The 17,236-nt window shown below is 68.7% G+C and carries 15 protein-coding genes and 1 tRNA gene; 13 read left to right on the top strand and 3 right to left on the bottom strand.

From position 1 onward, the window contains the following. Positions 1-363 (top strand): c-type cytochrome, encoded by a 363-nt coding sequence (locus tag BM436_RS14890; protein WP_093556311.1) that lies wholly within the window; start codon positions 1-3, stop codon positions 361-363. A 16-nt stretch (positions 364-379) separates the two neighbouring features. On the opposite strand, the gene BM436_RS14885 is transcribed toward BM436_RS14890, so the two are convergent. Further along, the gene (locus tag BM436_RS14885; RefSeq protein WP_093556310.1) at positions 380-1,810 is read right to left on the bottom strand and encodes a c-type cytochrome; all 1,431 of its coding nucleotides are present in this window, start codon (positions 1,808-1,810) and stop codon (positions 380-382) included. 200 nt (positions 1,811-2,010) lie between these two features. Between BM436_RS14885 and BM436_RS14880 the strand changes: the two genes are divergently transcribed. Continuing rightward, on the top strand, positions 2,011-3,219 hold the full coding sequence (locus BM436_RS14880; RefSeq protein WP_093556309.1) for a DUF418 domain-containing protein: 1,209 nt from the start codon (positions 2,011-2,013) through the stop codon (positions 3,217-3,219). A 26-nt stretch (positions 3,220-3,245) separates the two neighbouring features. Here BM436_RS14880 and BM436_RS14875 read toward each other — a convergent pair whose 3' ends face one another. Both BM436_RS14875 and BM436_RS14870 read right to left on the bottom strand, forming a co-directional pair. Continuing rightward, positions 3,246-6,449, bottom strand: a complete 3,204-nt coding sequence (locus BM436_RS14875; RefSeq protein ID WP_093556308.1) for an ATP-binding protein — start codon at positions 6,447-6,449, stop codon at positions 3,246-3,248. Positions 6,450-6,455: 6 nt separating this feature from the next. Continuing rightward, the gene (locus BM436_RS14870; RefSeq protein WP_093556307.1) at positions 6,456-7,805 is read right to left on the bottom strand and encodes an extracellular solute-binding protein; all 1,350 of its coding nucleotides are present in this window, start codon (positions 7,803-7,805) and stop codon (positions 6,456-6,458) included. A 264-nt stretch (positions 7,806-8,069) separates the two neighbouring features. Here BM436_RS14870 and BM436_RS14865 point away from each other — a divergent pair, with 264 nt between their 5' ends. The 11 genes from BM436_RS14865 to BM436_RS14815 all read left to right on the top strand — a co-directional run bounded on the left by BM436_RS14865 (position 8,070) and on the right by BM436_RS14815 (position 17,221). Beyond that, complete coding sequence (locus tag BM436_RS14865; RefSeq protein ID WP_177307207.1) at positions 8,070-10,577, top strand: TonB-dependent receptor domain-containing protein; 2,508 nt, start codon at positions 8,070-8,072, stop codon at positions 10,575-10,577. A gap of 130 nt (positions 10,578-10,707) precedes the next feature. Next, complete coding sequence (locus BM436_RS14860) at positions 10,708-11,757, top strand: zinc ribbon domain-containing protein (RefSeq protein ID WP_093556305.1); 1,050 nt, start codon at positions 10,708-10,710, stop codon at positions 11,755-11,757. 121 nt (positions 11,758-11,878) lie between these two features. Continuing rightward, complete coding sequence (locus BM436_RS14855) at positions 11,879-12,076, top strand: hypothetical protein (RefSeq protein ID WP_093556304.1); 198 nt, start codon at positions 11,879-11,881, stop codon at positions 12,074-12,076. Positions 12,077-12,115: 39 nt separating this feature from the next. Continuing rightward, positions 12,116-12,877 carry a GIN domain-containing protein gene (locus tag BM436_RS14850; protein ID WP_371859642.1) on the top strand — a complete coding sequence of 254 codons (762 nt, stop codon included), beginning with the start codon at positions 12,116-12,118 and terminating at the stop codon, positions 12,875-12,877. Positions 12,878-12,942: 65 nt separating this feature from the next. Then, positions 12,943-13,560 (top strand): tetratricopeptide repeat protein, encoded by a 618-nt coding sequence (locus BM436_RS14845; RefSeq protein ID WP_093556302.1) that lies wholly within the window; start codon positions 12,943-12,945, stop codon positions 13,558-13,560. 135 nt (positions 13,561-13,695) lie between these two features. Beyond that, complete coding sequence (locus BM436_RS14840) at positions 13,696-14,676, top strand: NAD(P)H-quinone oxidoreductase (protein WP_093556301.1); 981 nt, start codon at positions 13,696-13,698, stop codon at positions 14,674-14,676. Between the two features lie 90 nt (positions 14,677-14,766). Beyond that, on the top strand, positions 14,767-15,525 hold the full coding sequence (gene tpiA, locus BM436_RS14835) for a triose-phosphate isomerase (protein ID WP_093556300.1): 759 nt from the start codon (positions 14,767-14,769) through the stop codon (positions 15,523-15,525). A gap of 28 nt (positions 15,526-15,553) precedes the next feature. After that, positions 15,554-16,015 carry a preprotein translocase subunit SecG gene (gene secG / locus BM436_RS14830; protein ID WP_093556299.1) on the top strand — a complete coding sequence of 154 codons (462 nt, stop codon included), beginning with the start codon at positions 15,554-15,556 and terminating at the stop codon, positions 16,013-16,015. 106 nt (positions 16,016-16,121) lie between these two features. Then, positions 16,122-16,206: transfer RNA gene (locus BM436_RS14825), tRNA-Leu, on the top strand. A 175-nt stretch (positions 16,207-16,381) separates the two neighbouring features. Beyond that, positions 16,382-16,741, top strand: a complete 360-nt coding sequence (locus BM436_RS14820; RefSeq protein WP_093556298.1) for an NADH-quinone oxidoreductase subunit A — start codon at positions 16,382-16,384, stop codon at positions 16,739-16,741. 3 nt (positions 16,742-16,744) lie between these two features. After that, a complete protein-coding gene (locus BM436_RS14815) occupies positions 16,745-17,221 on the top strand; it encodes a NuoB/complex I 20 kDa subunit family protein (protein WP_093556297.1) in 477 nt (158 codons plus the stop codon). Positions 17,222-17,236: the final 15 nt, after the last annotated feature.

The following is a 17,236-nucleotide window of genomic DNA, read 5'->3' as shown; positions in this document are numbered from 1 at the left end:
ATGAATATTCCGTTCCTGGTGTTGGCGGCGTGGATGATGCCCGCGGCCTGGGCGGCGGGCGATGCGGAAGCGGGGAGGGCGGCGTTCGCGCGCTGCGCCGGCTGCCACCAGGTGGGGCCGTCGGCGCGCAGCGTGTTCGGGCCGCAGTTGAACGGCATCGTGGGCCGGTGCGCCGGATCGGACGCGGGCTACAAGTATTCGGAGGCGATGAGGAAGTCGGGCATCGTCTGGTCCGACCAGACCCTGGCGGCGTTCCTGCGCGCGCCGGGGGACGTGGTCCCCGGCACCAGGATGCGCTTCTGGGGCATCGGGGACGAGCGGCAGGTGGCCGACATCCTGGCCTACCTGCGCACTCACCGTTAGTGCCTGCCGGTGGCGCTTACTTCGCTTCCGGTTTGCCCTCGTAGGTGACGCGGTAGACGCGTCCGCCGAAGTCGTCCGAGACCAGCAGCGAGCCGTCGGCCAGCGTGGCGATGTCGACCGGACGGCCGGCCACGTCGTCGGCGCCGCGCAGGAAGCCGTCGATGAAGGTCGTCGTGCTGACCACCTTGCTGTCGTACAGCGTCACCAGGCTGACCTTGTAGCCGATCTTGTTCTCGCGGTTCCACGAGCCGTGCTCGGCGACGAACAGGTTGTTGCGGTACTGCTGCGGGAACCTGGTGCCGGTGTAGAAGGCCAGGCCCAGCGGGGCCACGTGCGGCCCCAGCTTCGCCACCGGCGCGACGTACTGCTCGCAAGCGCGGCCCTTGCCGAATTCGGGATCGGGCAGCACGCCGCCGTGGCAATAGGGGAAGCCGAAGTGCAGGCCGGCTTTGGGCGCCACGTTCAGTTCGCACGACGGCGAGTTGTCGCCCATCATGTCCGGGCCGTTATCGGTGAACCACATCTCCTTGGTCACCGGATGCCAGGCGAAGCCCACCGTGTTGCGGATGCCGCGCGCGTACTCTTCCCAGTTGCCGCCGTCCGCGTTCATGCGCCAGATCTTCGAGTAGGCCTCGTCCTCCTTGTTGCAGGTGTTGCAAGGCGCGCCGATCGGCACGTAGATCTTGCCGTCCGGGCCGGTCTTGATGTATTTCTCGCCATGCCAGGTCTCCTTGGGCAGGTCCGCCTTCACGACCTTGTAGGCGGGTTTGGCGGCGTAGCTGGCGTCGATATTGTCGAAGCGGATGATGCGCGAAATCTCGGCCACGTACAGCGCGCCGTTCAGCAGCGTCACGCCGATGGGGTTCTGCAGGCCCTCGGCGATGGTGACGACCTTGTCGGCCACGCCGTCCTTGTTCTGGTCGACCAGCGCGTAGACCTTGCCCGCCTTGCGCGAGCCGACGTAGACCACGCCGCTGTCGGACACCGCCATCGAGCGGGCGGTTTCGACGCCTTCGGCGAACACGGAAATGCGGAAGCCTTTCGGCAGCTTGAAGCCGTCCAGCGTGGCCTGCGGTTTGGCGGGCGCCGCTTCGGCGGCCTTGGCCGGCGCCGCCGCCGCCGCTGGCGCCGCCGCGCGGGCGCCCGGCGCGATGTAATCGGCCAGCGACGCGATCTGGCCGGCGCTCAAGGTTGGCGACCAGGCCGGCATGCCCTTGTCCACCACGCCCTTGCCGATGATCTTGATGAGGTTGGCCTTGGTGGGGGCGCCGTGTATCCAGGTCTGGTCCGCCAGGCTGGGGCCGGCGGCGCCCTCCAGTTTCGCGCCGTGGCAGGCGGCGCAGTGGGCCTGGTACAGCTTTTCGCCGGCGGTGACCACGGCGGCGTGCGAAATCAAGGGGGCTAGCGCTAACACGCCCAGCATGGCGTGGCGTACGGACTTGTTCATGGCAAGTTTCAAGTTGTTGTTGGGATGCCGGCATCTTACCGGCTTCCGGTCCCGACCGGGAACTTTTGCCATGTTCGCCCGTCCGGCGGACGGCGACCATGGAATTCTAAACAAACGCCATAGCCGCAACCATTATTTTTCTTTAAATTGAGAGCGCTAACAGCTAGGATGTCGCCTGACATTCATCTCAGGCGAGCGAAATGACCCCTACGACTTCCCGGCTGGACGTGATCGATGCCTTGCGCGGCTTCGCCATCGTGTCGATCATGCTGTTGCATAACATCGAGCACTTCGACCTGTACTTCACCCCGGCGGGCCTGCCGGCCTGGCTGCAGGCCGTCGACAAGGCGGTGTGGGACGGCGCCTTCTTCCTCTTCGGCGGCAAATCCTATGCGATTTTCGCCTTGCTGTTCGGCCTCACTTTCCTGATCCAGTACCAGGGCCGCGAGCAGCGGGGCGAGGACTTCCGGCCGCGCTTCGCCTGGCGCATGGTGCTGCTGTTCGGCTTCGGCATGGTCAATTCCCTGTTCTACCACGGCGACATCCTGACGATCTACGCCGCCATCGGCCTGGTGCTGATTCCCGTGGCCCGCCTGCGCGGCGGCGTCGTGCTGGCGATCGCCGCCTTCCTGCTGCTGCAGCCCGCCGCGTGGCTGGACCTGCTGCGCGCGCTGCCGGACCCGCAGGCCAGGCTGGGCGACCCCGCGTCCTGGGCCTACTTCGGCCGCGCCAACGCCTACATGACGGGCGACTCGCTGACCGCCGTCTGGCTGGGCAACCTCACCAACGGCAAGGAGGGGGTGGTGCTGTGGAGCTGGGAGGTGGGCCGGCTGTTCCAGATCCCCGCGCTGTTCATGCTGGGCATGCTGGCCGGACGCGCCGCGCTGTTCACGCGCACGCCTGACAGCCAGCGCTTCTGGCGCAGGACGCTGGGCGCGGCGGCGGCGCTGTTCGTGCCGCTGTATCTGGCCAAGTCCGGCCTGGGCGGCTGGATACCCGAGGTGGCGTTGCGGCGTCCGCTGGACACCATCGTCAGCTCCTGGTCCAACCTGGCGTTCATGCTGGTGCTGGTGTCGTCCTTCGTGCTGCTGTATTGGCACACACCGGTGGCCGGGCTGCAGCGCGCGCTGGCGCCGCTGGGGCGCATGAGTTTGACCAGTTACGTGACGCAATCCATCGTCGGCACGAGCATCTACTACGGCTTCGGCCTGGGCTTGTACAAGCACACGGGCGCGAGCGCCTGCCTGCTGATCGGCGTCGCGCTGGCGACCGTCCAGTGCGCGTTCAGCGCGTGGTGGCTGCGCGGCCATGCGCAGGGGCCGCTGGAGGCGCTTTGGCACCGCGCGACGTGGGCGCGGCGGCGCCAGCCCGCGGCCCCGCGGCCGGTGGCGGACGCGGAGTCGGCGTAGCGCGCCGCCGGGCGCGCGCCCGGCGCCTATGACTCCAGGTAGCGTTCGACCAGGGCGACGATCGCCTTCGACTGGTAGTTCGCCGCCAGGCTGTGCAACCTCCTGGCGAGCCAGGCATAGCGCGGGTCCAGCTGTTTCAGGTGGTCGGCGTGCTGGCGGATCTTGCGCATATTGCCCGTCAAGGCGAGCCGGTGCAGCACCGCCATTTCCTCCGGCGGCGGCAGCGGCGGCGGCTCCGGCTCCTCCCCGTCCTCCTCGTCCTCCGGCGCCGGCGCCGCCTCGTAGACCCAGCGCAGTCCCAACTGCGCCTCCAACGTCCTCAATAGGACTTCCTGTTCGATCGGTTTGGCGACGAAGGCGCTGGCGCCGGCGGCCAGGCTGTTCGCCTCGTCGCCCTGGGACGCGCTGGCGGTGACGATGACGATGGGCACCCGCGCCAGCGTCCCCGGCAGAAGCCGTATGCGGCGCGTCGTCTCCAGGCCGTCCATCACCGGCATCATCAGGTCCATCATGATCAGGTCGGGTTCGACGCGGGCCGCCACGCCGAGCGCGTCCAGGCCGTTGGCCGCCTCGGTGGTGTCGAAGCCCAGCATGGTCAGCAGATCGACCAGCATGGCGCGGTTTTGCCGCATGTCGTCGACCACCAGCACTTTCCTGCGCGCCCCCTCGTAGCCGGTCGCGTTGAGCCGCTCCCGCGACGGGCGGGCCCGGCCGGGGCCACACGGCAGCGTCAATTCGAACCAGAACAGGCTGCCCCTGCCGGGCTCGCTCTCGACCGTGATCTCGCCGCCCATCAGCCGCACCAGCTGGCGGCTGATGACCAGGCCCAGTCCCGCGCCGCCCTCGCGCCGCTCGGGGGCGGACACTTGTTCGAACGGCTGGAACAGGCGCGAGCGCTGCTCCGCGTCCATGCCGATGCCGCTGTCCCGCACCTCGAAGCGCAGGCGCGCGGTGGCGTCGTCACTGGTCGGGGCGCCGCGGCGCACCCGCAGGACGACCTCGCCGCGGTCGGTGAACTTGACGGCGTTGCCCAGCAAATTGAGCAGGATCTGGCGCAGGCGCTTGCTGTCCAGGCGCACGCTGGGCGGCAGCGCGGCGCCGTCGTAGGTGAACAGCAAGCCCTTCTCATCGGCCTTGACGCGGATGATGTCGGCCACCACCTGCAGGAAGCCCGGCAGGTTGACCTCCGCCAGGGACAGCTCGAGTTTTTCCGATTCGATGCGCGACAGGTCGAGGATGTCGTTGATCAGGGCCAGCAGGTGCTGGCCGCTCTCCTGGATGGTCGCCAGCCCGTTCGCCTGCTGTTCCGTCAGGCGCCGGTCGCGCCGCAGGATCTGGGCGTAGCCGAGGATGGCGTTGAGCGGCGTGCGCAACTCATGGCTCATCTGCGCGATGAACTCGCTGCGCAGCCGCGCCAGCCGCGTGGCCTGGTGCAGGGCGGCGTCGCGCGCCGCCTCGGCCGCCTTGCGCTCGCTGATGTCGCGCGCCGCGCCCACCGTGCCCAGCACCGTGCCATCCTCGTCCAGCACCGGTCCCTTGAAGGTTTCGATCCAGTAGGTCCCGTTGGGCGTGGACAGCGCCTCCTCCACCGTCTTCGGCCGGCCGCTGGCCATGACGTCGGCGTCGTCGGCGCGGTATTGCAGCGCCAGCGCGCGCGGCCAGAGGTCGAAGTCGGACAGGCCCACCATCTCGTCCGTGCCGCGCCCGCAGGCGTCGGCGGTGGCCTGGTTGGCCGCCAGGTAGTTGCCGTCGGCGTCCTTGATCCAGGCCACCAGCGGCAGCGTGTCGATCAGCGCGCGCAGGTAGCGCGTCTGCTGCCGCAGTTCGGCGGTGCGCGCCTGCACCCGCAGTTCCAGCGTTTCGAAGGCTTGCCGGTGCTCGGCGATCATCACGTTGAAGGCGGCCCCCAGGTCGCCGATCTCGTCCCCCGCCTCGATCGCCAGCGGCCGCAGGTAGTCGGCCGGGTTCTGTCCATCCATGGCCGCGGTGGCCTGGCGCCGGCGGCTGATGTCCTTGACGGCGGCGGTCAGGCGCAGGATGGGGTTGACGATGCGCCCCAGCCAGAAGACGCCGATGGCGATGCTCAGCGCCATGGTCAGGCCGGCGGCGGCCAGGATGCCGGTGACCGTCTGGCGCACGTTGTGCATGGTGTTCACGCGCGACGCGGCCATGCCCAGCAGCAGGGGCCGCTGTCCCTCGAATTGCCAGGGCAGCAGGGCGACGTAGTAGGGCCCCAGCGCGCTGTCGACGCTGCGCCGCCGGATGGCGGACGGGCCGGCGCCGCCCGCGCCGGCCGGCGAGTCGCCCAGCCCCCAGTCCCGCGGCGGCAAGGCGGCCCCGGGCAGCTGTTGCTGGTGGGCGCCGTCGGGCGAGAAGATGGCCGGCCAGTGGCCGGTCTTGCCGGCGATCGCGCGCAGATGGGCCTGGTCTATGCGCTTGCGGAACACCACCGTGGCGAAGGTGGCCGTGCCGGCGGCGGAGACGTTGTCGCGCCCGCCGTCCAGGCCGGCGATCGCCACCTGCGTGACCGCGCGTTCCGGCAGCGCCTCGAGCTCGGCCGGATAATCGATCACCTGGCCCTGCACCGGCACCGCCACCTCGATCGCGCTGCTGTCCGGGGTGGGAAAGCTGAACGACACCTGCGGCCCGGCGACCCGCGGCGCCTGGCGGGCGATGTCCGCCGGCGGCCGGTCCTCGCGCCAGGCGGGCCATTCGCGCGTGGGCAGGTTGCCGCCGGCGTCGGCCGGCGCCGACAGCCAGACGGCCCCGGCGCCGCCCCGGGGCAGCGCCATGCCCGCCTCGTGTTCGGACACGTAATGGCTCAACTCGCCGCGGCTGTACACCGCGATGCTGGAGTAGCCGCCGGTGCGCAACACCAGCGACAGGCGGTTCAGGGACACGGACTTGCCGTAGCCCAGGGTGCGCGCCTGCTCCCTGGCCGGCCCGTCCTTGGCGGCGACGGCGAACTGGAAGGCGAACACTTCCAGCTCGGCCAGTTGCCTGAGCACGATCAGGTCGCCGACGGCGGCCACGGCCACTTTGCGCATGTGCACGGTGGTCGCCCGCAGGTCGTTCTGCCAGGCGAGCAAATCGCGGCCCAGGCCGGCGAAGGCGGACTCCTGGTTCTGCTGCCGGGTGTAATACGACGCCAGCAGCGCGTCGAGCGCGCCGGAGAAGGCCAGCACGCCGGCCAACACCAGCAGCAGTTTGCGTTTGATTCCGAAATTCATGGGGCGTCAGCGCAGCGGATAATGGCGGTGGGCCGCGAGGTCGCGGTCGATGGCGGCGGCCGCCTTGCTCAGTTCGGCCTGGGCGTCGCCGCCGGCGGCGATCGCGCCGACGGCCTGCGAGAAGGCCCGCCCTATCGCCTCGTAGGCGGGCGTGACGGGCCGCGTGATGCCCCGTCCGGCGCTGATTTGCCGGGCGTACAGCCGCAGCGGGCCGCCGGCGCCGTACAGCGGCGAGCGGGCCAGGCTGGAGCGCCGGGCCGGAATCGCGCCGTTGGCATTGCTGATGCGTAACACCTCCGCGGTCGACATCAGATGCGCCAGGAAGGCGCCGGCGCCGGCCGGGAACGGGCAGGAGGCGGTGATGCCCCAGTTCCACGAGCCGGTGGCGGTCTTGCTGCCGCGCCCGAAGTCCGGCAGGGGCAGCAGCAGCAGGTCGTCGCCCAGCGCCTTGCGCAGGGCGGGATAGTGCCAGTGTCCGTTCCACAGCAGCGCCGCGCGCCGCCGCGCGAAGTCGTCGGCCCGGTCCTGCACGACGCGGGTCCAGCCGCGCGCCAGCCAGCGTTGCAAATGGCGCATCGCGGCCACCGACGCCGCGCCGTCGAGCACCCCCTTGGCCGAGCGGTAATGGCGGCGCTCGATCAGGTCGCCGCCGAATCCTTGCAGCAGGGGGGCGTAGGCATAGCTGTAGAACTCGCCCAGGCTGGCGTAGAAGCTCATGTCGAGCGGGTAGTCCACGCCCGCCACCGCGCCCAGCCGCTCCAGCGCCCGCTCGAACTCGGCCAGGGTCCACGGGCGGGCGAAGGTGGGGATGCGCACGCCGGCGGCGCGCAGGTGGGCGCGGTTGCCCCACAGGCCCAGGCCCGATTCGAACTGGCCCAGGCTGTACAGGCGGCCGTCGTACGTGCCTTGCGCGATCACCGACGGCAGCACGTCGTCCAGCAAGGTCCGCGGCATGTAGCGGTCTATCGGCTGCAAATAGCCCCGCCAGGCGAAGCCGTACAGGTAGGGGCCGTCGAATTCGAGCAGGCAGGGCAGCGTGCCGGTCGCGGCGGCGCCATGCACGCGCTCCGTGTAGTTGCCGGTGTAGGAGGCGGCGGCCAGGTCGACGCGGTAGGCGCGCTGGCCGCGGTTGAAGGCGTCCGCCGCACGCCGCACCGCCGAGAACTCGGCGCCGTCCCCGCCCTGGTGCATCCAGACCGAGATGTGCTGGACCGATTGGCCGCGCACGGCGCCGGCCGAGGGGCGCGGCTCCGGCGGCGCGGCGGCGCGGCCGAGGCCGCACAGCGCCAGCAGCGCGGCGCCCAGCGCGGCGGGCAGCGCGCCCCGCTCAGCGGCGCGGCGCGTCATGCGGCCCATGGCTGGCGCAGGCGGGCGTGTGGTCGACGATCAACATGGCCGGTGCTTGAGGAGGAGCTCATTCCTGGTGCCTTTTAATGGACTTGCACTGCGCTGCCTGGCGTAGTTTACGCCCAAGTGGCGCGCGCGGGCAACAGATTGCGGGGCGCCGCCGGCCGCGGCGCGGCGCCGGCGTAAATGGGGTCGTGGGCCGCCGCCGACGGGGGTAGAATCGGAGACCCCTCGCCAAATTTCCGGGGCGGGGCGATTGAATCGGGAGGCGAAATGAACCGATACCCGCGCGCGGCGCGGCCATGGGCGATGGCCGCCGCGACCGCGATCATAGCCATGCAGGCGCCGGCGGCGGCGCAGGTGGAGCAAGCACCCCAGGCCCACGAAGGCGCGCCGCCCCCGGCCGACGCCATCCCCGGGAAGGCGGACGACGTGCTGGGCTTGAATACCGTCGTCGTCACCGGCACCTCGTCGCGGCGCGCGACGATGCGCTCGAGCGTCTCGGTGAGCAAATTGTCGGAGACGCAAATCCAGGACGCCGGCGCGCGCTCGTCGGCCGAACTCCTGCACAGCATTCCTGGCATCCACGTCGAGAGCTCGGGCGGCGAGGGCAACGCCAACATCAGCGTGCGCGGCTTGCCGGTGGCGGGCGGCGGCGCCAAGTTCGTGCAGTTGTGGGAGGATGGCTTGCCGGTGCTCGAGTTCGGCGACATCGCCTTCGGCAACGCCGACATCTTCCTGCGGGCCGACAGCAACATCGAGCGCATGGAGGCGATCCGCGGCGGCTCGGCCTCCACGCTGGCCAGCAACTCGGCCGGCGGGGTGCTCAACTTCATCAGCAAGACCGGCCGGGAGAAGGGCGGTTCCCTGGGCGTCACGCGCGGCCTGAACTTCGGCCAGACGCGCTACGACTTCGAATTCGGCGGCCCGATCGGCGGCGACTGGAACGCGCATATCGGCGGCTTCTACCGCGGCGGCGAGGGCGTGCGCCATACCGGCCTGTCGGAACGGGGCGGCCAGATCAAAGGCAACCTCACCCGCAATTTCAGCCATGGCTACGCGCGCCTGTACGTCAAGCTGCTCGACGACCGCGCCGCGGCCTATATGCCGCAGCCGCTGCTGGCCGCCGGCGGCAACGCCGATCCCGCGCTGTCCGCCATCCCCGGCTTCGATCCCAAGCGCGACACGCCCTACACGCCGCACTGGACCTCGGCCTACAGCCTGGACGGGAACAACCGCGGCCGCCGGTACGCGCCGCGGGACGGCATGCACGCCCGGGTCAGGCAGCTCGGCTGGGAGCTGAACTTCGATCTGGACCGGAACTGGTCGATACTGGACAAGGGCAAGTTCGCGGCCAACAGCGGCCATTTCATCGCGCCCTTCGTGGCCGAATCGGCCAGCGCCGCCAGCATCGCGGCGGCGGTCGGCGGCGCCGGCGCGACGATGAGGTACGCCACCGGGCCGCTGGCCGGCCAGGCCGTCGACCCGGGCACGGTGGGCGGCAACGGCCTGCTCAACCGCACCCATTTGTTCAACACCGAGATCAACAACCTGGACAACTTCGCCAACGACCTGCAGCTGTCCAGGAAGCTCGCGCTGGGCGGCGCGCAGGGCCGGCTGCTGCTGGGCCTGTACACGGCCAGGCAGAACATCGAAACGTCGTGGGTGTGGAGCACGTGGCTGCAGACGGTGGGCCGCGACAGCGCGCTGGTCGACGTCTACAACGCCGCCGGCGCCAAGCTCGGCGAGGGCGGCCTGCTGGCCTACGGCGTGCCGTACTGGGGCAACTGCTGCACCCGCTATTACGATATGCGCGTCGACATCGGCGCGCCCTACCTGTCGCTGGGGATGGAGACCGGCCCCTGGAACTTCGACGCCAGCGCGCGCCGCGACAGCGGCAAGGCGCGCGGCCGCGTGGCCGGCAGCGTGCAGGCGCCGTTCGACGTGAACGGGGACGGCCTCATCTCCGCCCCGGAGCAAAGCGTCTCGCTGGTCGACAAGGCGCATCCCAGCCCGGTCAACTACGACTACGGCTACAATTCCTACTCGGCCGGCGTCAACTACAGCGTCGACAAGGACCTGGCGCTGTTCGCCCGCGTCAGCCGCGGCGGCCGCGCCAACGCGGATCGCCTGGCCTTTGGCAAGCTGGGGCCGGCCGGCCAGGCCAACCAGCGCGACTCGGTCAGCATGGTCGACCAATACGAAGCCGGCGTGAAGTTCCGCGGCCGCAATTACGGCGTGTTCGTGACCGCCTTCCTGGCCAAGACCAATGAAATCTACTCCGCCAGCTGGGAGGCGCTACAGCAGTACAACCGCACTTACCGCGCGCCGGGCATCGAAATCGAGGGCAGCTACCGGCGCGGCGGCTTCACGCTGGACGGCGGCGTGACCTATACCGCCGCCAAGATCGCTTCGGACGAACAGAATCCGGCCCTGGTCGGCCACCGGCCCAAGCGCAGCGCGAAACTGATCTACAACCTGGCGCCCGCCTACAGCGCGGGCAAACTGCGCCTGGGGGCCAGCATCGTCGGCACCTCGTCCTCCTACGCGCAGGACAGCAATGAACTGGTGATGCCGGGCTACGTGGTGGTCCATCCCTTCCTCCAATACACGATAGCCAAGGGCCTGGTCGCCACGCTGGGCGTCAACAACCTGTTCGACAAGATCGGCATCACCGAATCGGAGGACGGCGGCATCACGGAGGGCGTGAGCAACATCGTGCGCCAGCGCTCTATCCCCGGCCGCACGCTGACGGTGGGGCTGCGCTACGAGTTCCAGTGAGCGGCGCGCGGTATGACGCGGCATTTGCGAAGCGCTGGGCCACCGCGACATCGCCTATGATGGGAAGGGTGGCGTCCGGCAGCCGGACCAGGACCGCCGCGCCGGGCCTTCAATCCGACACAGGAACAACATGAGCAAAGCACTGCGGCTGTCCGAGAAATGGTTCCAGCGCGGCCTGTGGCTGGTGGCGCTGGCCTTCGCCGGCTTCCTGATCGGCCTGGGCGGCAAGGTGGTCGGCAACCTGGGCGGCGTCGAGCGGCAGCTCGCGCTGGAGCAGTTCATGGATGCGCAGCGCACGCCCCGGGTGCGCGAGGCGCTGGAGCGCGAGCGGAAGCACCAGGCCGAGGCCAGCGCCGCGCTGGAACAGGCGCGCCAGAAGCACAACGTGGCCGCCGCGAACACGCAGTCGGCGCGCGAGACATTCGACAACTGGCTGGCCACGCGCAACGCCACCGCCAGGCCCGAGCAGGACCCCGAACTGCTGCGCCGCACGCGCGACCTGGACGCGCTGAAGGCCGCCGAACGCGCGGCGCTGGCGGCGGTGGAGGCGCAGCAGCAAGCCTACCTGGACGCCAGCCAGTCGCGCGACAAGGCGCAGCTGCAATGGGACGAACTGTCGCGCGAGGCCCAGGCGCCGTACGAGGCGGCCGTGCGGGCGCGGGAGCTGCGCGTGTTCGGCTACCGCCTGCTGCTCACGCTGCCCCTGCTGGCGGCGGCGGGCTGGCTGTTCAAGCACAAGCGCAAGGGCACATACTGGCCGTTCGTGTGGGGCTTCATCATCTTCGCCGGCTTCGCCTTTTTCGTCGAGCTGGTGCCTTACCTGCCCAGCTACGGCGGCTACGTGCGCTACCTGGTCGGCATCGCCGTCACCGTGCTGGTGGGGCGGCAGGCCATCGTCTCGCTGCAGCGCTACCTGGAAAGGCAGAAGGCCGCCGAGGCCATGCCCGACACCAAGCGCCGCGAAACGCTGCGGTACGACGTCGCGCTGGCGCGGCTGGACAAGAGCGTCTGCCCGGGCTGCGAGCGCCCGGTCGACCTCAAGGACCCGGCCAGGGATTTCTGTCCCCACTGCGGCATCGGCCTGTTCGACCACTGCGGCCAATGCCAGGCCCGCAAGAGCGCCTTCAGCCGCTTCTGCTACGCCTGCGGCATCCCCGCCAAGGCCGCCCCGGCCGACTAGCCTGTCCGGCGATATTGTCGTCTGACACGCGTTTTTTGCAGTTCGTCGCAATCCCCGCAAGCGTTTCGAAGGTGTTGGATATAGTGCTTCCATACCGAAAACGCTTTATGGGGAGTACAAAATGAACATCGCGAAAAACATGGAAGTCATCTTCGTCGCCGCCGCCGTCCTGCTGGGCGGCACCAGCCTGGCCGTGGCCAAGACCGCGCCGCGCCCGCAACCGAAGCTGGAACAGCCGGCCTTCGCCGGCAAGATGCCGGTCGTCGTCGTCTCCGCCAAGCGCCCGGGCGCCGCGGAAAAGGCCGCCCTCGCTGGTTGATATAATTACAAGACCGCTCCGAGGATACCCGACATGACGATGATTTCCATCCGCTGTGGCCTGCTGCTGGCCGCGTTCAGCCTGTTCCTGGGCGGCGCCCGCGCCGCCGACGACATGGTCACTGAAAGCCGCCCCATCGACGCCCGCGTCGTGCGCGTCAAGCTCGACGGCGTGATCGACCTGAAGCTGCGGCGCGGCGACACGCCCGCGCTCAGCATCACCGCCGACAAGCGCTACATCTCGAAGATCACCAGCGTGCAGACGGGCGACTCGCTGCAGCTGGACATGGAGGCGCACGGCTTCAAGTTCAACCGCGGCATGGTGCGGGCCGAGCTGGTGCTGCCGGGCTTGCGCGAACTGGTGTCCGAGGGCGTGGGCGCGACCGAGGTGAGCGGCTTCAGCGGCGACGAGATCCAGCTCACGCTGGACGGCGCCGGCAGCATGAAGGTGTCGAGCGACTACCGCCACATCCGCGCCACGCTGGGCGGCGTGGGCAGCATGCACCTGTGGGCCAGCGAGAACGACAGCGTGGAGCTGGACCTGCAGGGCGCCGGCTACATCACGCTGGGCGGCCGCAGCAAGATGCTGAAGGCGACGCTGGGCGGACTGGGCGGCCTGAACGCGCAGCAGTTCCAGGCCGAGTCGGTGAACCTGGACTTGAGCGGCCTGGGCAACGCCACCGTGCACGCGCGGCAGAACGCGACGTTGAACTTGAGCGGCCTGGGCTCGGTCACAGTCTACGGCAAGCCGCAGAACCGCAACGTCAGCGTCGACGGCCTGGGCAAGGTCAGCTGGAAATGAGCCGGAATCGAGGGAGCCGCGCGACGGCGCGGCGATAAGAGAGACAACATCCCAATGCTAAGCAAATGAGAAAACTATTACACGTGATGGCCGCGCTGGGCCTGGCGCTGGGGGCGCACGGCGCCGCGCTGGCCGGCTTTCCGGAGGGCGCCACCGCCTACAACAACCGGAATTACGCGCTCGCCTACAAAGAGATCGAACCGCTGGCGCGCGCCGGCAACACGGACGCCGAGCATCTGCTCGGCTTGATGTATTACATGGGCCGCGGCGTGCAGCAGGACTACAAGAAGGCGCTGACCTGGCACCGCAAGGCGGCCGTGAAGGGCAAGGCGGACGCGCAGTACGTGGTGGGCGCCATGTACTACACCGGCAACGCGGTGATCCAGGACCACAAGCAGGCCGTGGTCTGGTTCCGCAAGGCGGCCGAGCAGGGGCACCCGGACGCGCAGCAGGTGCTGGGGCTGATGTACCGTTACCACATCGGTGGCATGCCGCAGGATAACGTGCTGGCCTATATGCTGTGGAACCTGGCGGCGGCCGGCGGCTCGTCCAACGCGGCCGAGCAGCGCGCCGCCATCGTCAAGAAGATGACGCAGGAGCAGATCGAGGAAGGGCAGGCCATGTCGGCCGCCTGGAAGGTCAACACCCCCTTGCCGCGCCAGTCCCGCACCGGCGGCGGCTAGGCAAAGCCGCAAAACCGGGGACAGACCACGTTTTACGAGCAATGTTCTCGTAAAACGCGGTCTGTCCCCGGTTTTTTTGGCCCATGCAGCGGCCGCCATCTCCGCGTACAATCGCCCTTTTCCGCGGAGGGCAGTATGCGAGCTATCGAAATCACCCAGCCGGGCGCGCCGGACGTGCTGCGCCTGTGCGAACGTCCGGTCCCCGAATTCAAGGCGGGCGAGGTGCTGATCAAGGTCCACGCCGCCGGCGTCAACCGGCCCGACGTCTTCCAGCGCCAGGGCAGCTACGCGCCGCCGCCCGGCGCGTCCGACCTGCCGGGCCTGGAGGTGGCTGGCGAGATCGTCGACGGCGACCTGGCCGGCAGCCGCTTCAGCAAGGGCGACATGGTGTGCGCGCTGGCCCAGGGCGGCGGCTACGCCGAGTACTGCGCGGCCCCCGTCGAGCAGTGCCTGCCGGTGCCGAAGGGCCTGTCCATGCTGGAGGCGGCCTCGCTGCCGGAGACCTATTTCACCGTCTGGAGCAATGTGTTCGACCGCGCCCACCTGATGCAGGGCGAGACGCTGCTGGTGCAGGGCGGCGCCTCCGGCATCGGCGTGACGGCCATCCAGCTGGCCGCCGCCATGGGCCACCGCGTGTTCGCCACCGCCGGCACCGACGACAAGGCGCGCGCCTGCGAACGGCTGGGCGCCGAGCGCGGCATCAACTACAAGACCGAGGACTTCGCCGCCGTCGCCAGGGAGCTGACGGGCGGCAAGGGCGTCGACGTCGTGCTCGACATGGTGGGCGGCGACTACCTGCCGCGCGAGATCAACTGCCTGGCCGACGACGGCCGCATCGCCGTGATCGCGCTGCTGGGCGGCGCCAAGGCCACGCTGGACCTGGGCCAGGTGCTGCGCCGCCGCCTCACCGTCACCGGCTCCACGCTGCGTCCCCGTACCGTCGCGTTCAAGGCCAAGATCGCGGCGCAACTGCGCGCGCGGGTGTGGCCGATGCTGGAGGCCGGCAGGATCAAGCCGGTGATCCACCAGGTGTTCCCGCTGGAGGAGGCGGCCGCCGCGCACGCGCTGATGGAGGCCGGCAGCCACATCGGCAAGATCATGCTGCGGGTGATTTGATCGTTTTTTGAACAACAACGCGAATGCGCTGGTTTGACCCCGCTTTGCGGCTCGCGTTAAAATAGCGGGTTATTGAAAAATTAGGCTACTATGCGACGCAAACTCGTTATCGGCAATTGGAAGATGAACGGCAGCCGCGACAGCATTTCGGTGCTGTTGTCCGGCGTCGCCGAAGGGCTGGCGGCCAAGGCGGCCCAGCGCGCCGACGCGGCCGTGTGCGCACCGGCGCCCTACCTGGCCCAGTGCCAGGCCGCGCTGGCCGGCACGCCGGTGGCGTGGGGCGCGCAGGATGTCTCGGCCTTCGCGGCGGGCGCCTACACCGGCGAGGTCGCCGCGTCCATGCTGGCGGACTTCGCTTGCCGCTACGTGATCGTCGGCCACTCCGAGCGCCGCGCCTACCATCAGGAGAGCAACGAGCTGGTGGCGCAGAAGGCGCTGGCGGCGCTGGCCGCCGGGCTGACCCCGGTGGTGTGCGTGGGCGAGACGCTGGCGGAACGCGAGGCCGGGCAGACCGGCGTGGTCGTGTGCGCCCAGCTGCAGGCGGTGCTCGACGTGCTGGAAACCCCGGCGCTGGGCAAGATCGTGCTGGCCTACGAGCCGGTGTGGGCGATCGGCACCGGCAAGACCGCGACCCCGGCCATGGCGCAGGAAGTGCACGCGCTGCTGCGCAAGCAGGTCGCCGCGCGCGACGCGGCCACCGCCGGCGGCATGCAAATCCTGTACGGCGGCAGCATGAAGCCGGACAACGCGAAAGAATTAATGGCCCAGCCGGACATCGACGGCGGCCTGATAGGCGGCGCGTCCCTCAAGGCGGCCGATTTCCTCGGCATTGTCCACGCCGCGGATTGAACCACTTGTTAACTGAGAATGGAATAGCATGAACACCTTGCATAATTTGATCATCGTCGTCCAGGTCGTCTCCGCCCTGGCCATCATCGGCCTGGTGCTGCTGCAGCACGGCAAAGGCGCCGACATGGGCGCGGCCTTCGGCTCCGGCGCCTCCGGCAGCCTGTTCGGCGCCAGCGGCTCCTCGAACTTCATGTCCAAGTCCACCGCCGTGGCGGCCGCGATCTTCTTCGCGTCCACGCTGGCGCTGGCCTCGATGGCGACGCAGCGCACCGGCAGCACCGGCGGCGGACTGCTCGACAAGGCCACCGTGCCGGTGCAGACCAAGGGCTCGGCGGCGATCCCGACCGCGCCCGCCGCGCCTGCGGCGGACGCGGGCGTCCCCGCTCCGGCCGCCCCGACCGGCGTGCCCGCCGCCGCCGTGCCGGCTCCGGCCGCGCCCGCGGCCCCCGCGACGCCCGCGACCGCTCCGGCGCCCGCGCAGCCGAAGTGATCCGTATTAGCCTAGAGTTTTAGTCAAGCTTTATCGTTTTTCTCCTTGTTTGAGCGCAATACACATTAACAAAGGCGTGAAAGCAGAGTAGAATAGCGGCCTTAATGCCGACGTGGTGAAATTGGTAGACACGCTATCTTGAGGGGGTAGTGGCGCAAGCTGTACGAGTTCGAGTCTCGTCGTCGGCACCATAAATAAAAAGAAGCCAGCAAGGGCGCCGGGGTTCCTTACCCAGGCCTTAAGCTGGTTTTTTTACGAGGATGTGTCGTTTGATCCTGGTCTCAACGCTGATTGGGGTCGAGCGTTAAAAACGCCGCGGCATGCGGCGTCTTCCTAACCGATCGTTCAACATTAAGCTCATCAACCGTGAACCTCGAAAACTACTTCCCCGTTCTCTTATTCCTGCTCGTCGGCCTCGGTGTCGGCGTTGTTCCCCAGGTATTGGGCCGTCTGCTCGGACCGCACAAGCCTGACGCTGCAAAACTCTCTCCTTACGAGTGCGGCTTCGAAGCGTTCGAAGACGCGCGCATGAAGTTCGACGTGCGGTATTACCTCGTCGCGATTCTCTTTATTTTGTTCGATCTGGAAACGGCATTCTTCTTCCCGTGGGGCGTCTCCATGCGCGAACTGGGCTGGCAGGGTTTCATTACGATGATGGTGTTCATCGCCGAATTCGTGGTCGGTTTTTGGTATATCTGGAAGAAAGGTGCCCTTGATTGGGAATAAGCCATGTCTATTGAAGGCGTATTAAACGAAGGTTTCATCACCACCACAGCCGATAAGCTGATCAACTGGGCGCGTACCGGGTCGATGTTCCCGATGACGTTCGGCCTGGCCTGCTGCGCGGTTGAAATGATGCACGCGGGCGCCGCCCGTTACGACCTCGACCGCTTCGGCGTCGTGTTCCGTCCATCCCCGCGCCAGTCCGACGTGATGATCGTCGCCGGCACGCTGTGCAACAAGATGGCGCCCGCGCTGCGCAAGGTCTACGACCAGATGTCCGAGCCGCGCTGGGTGATCTCCATGGGTTCCTGCGCCAACGGCGGCGGCTACTACCACTATTCCTACTCCGTGGTGCGCGGCTGCGACCGCATCGTGCCGGTCGACGTGTACGTGCCGGGCTGCCCGCCGACCGCCGAGGCGCTGCTGTACGGCATTCTGCAACTGCAGAACAAGATCAAGCGCACCAACACGATCGCACGCTAAACGGGGCGCTTCAGA

The organism is Pseudoduganella namucuonensis, from assembly GCF_900116645.1.
Taxonomy (GTDB): domain Bacteria; phylum Pseudomonadota; class Gammaproteobacteria; order Burkholderiales; family Burkholderiaceae_D; genus Rugamonas; species Rugamonas namucuonensis.
The sequence above is the reverse complement of the archived record's forward strand: the minus strand, read 5'-3'. Positions and strand labels throughout refer to the sequence as shown.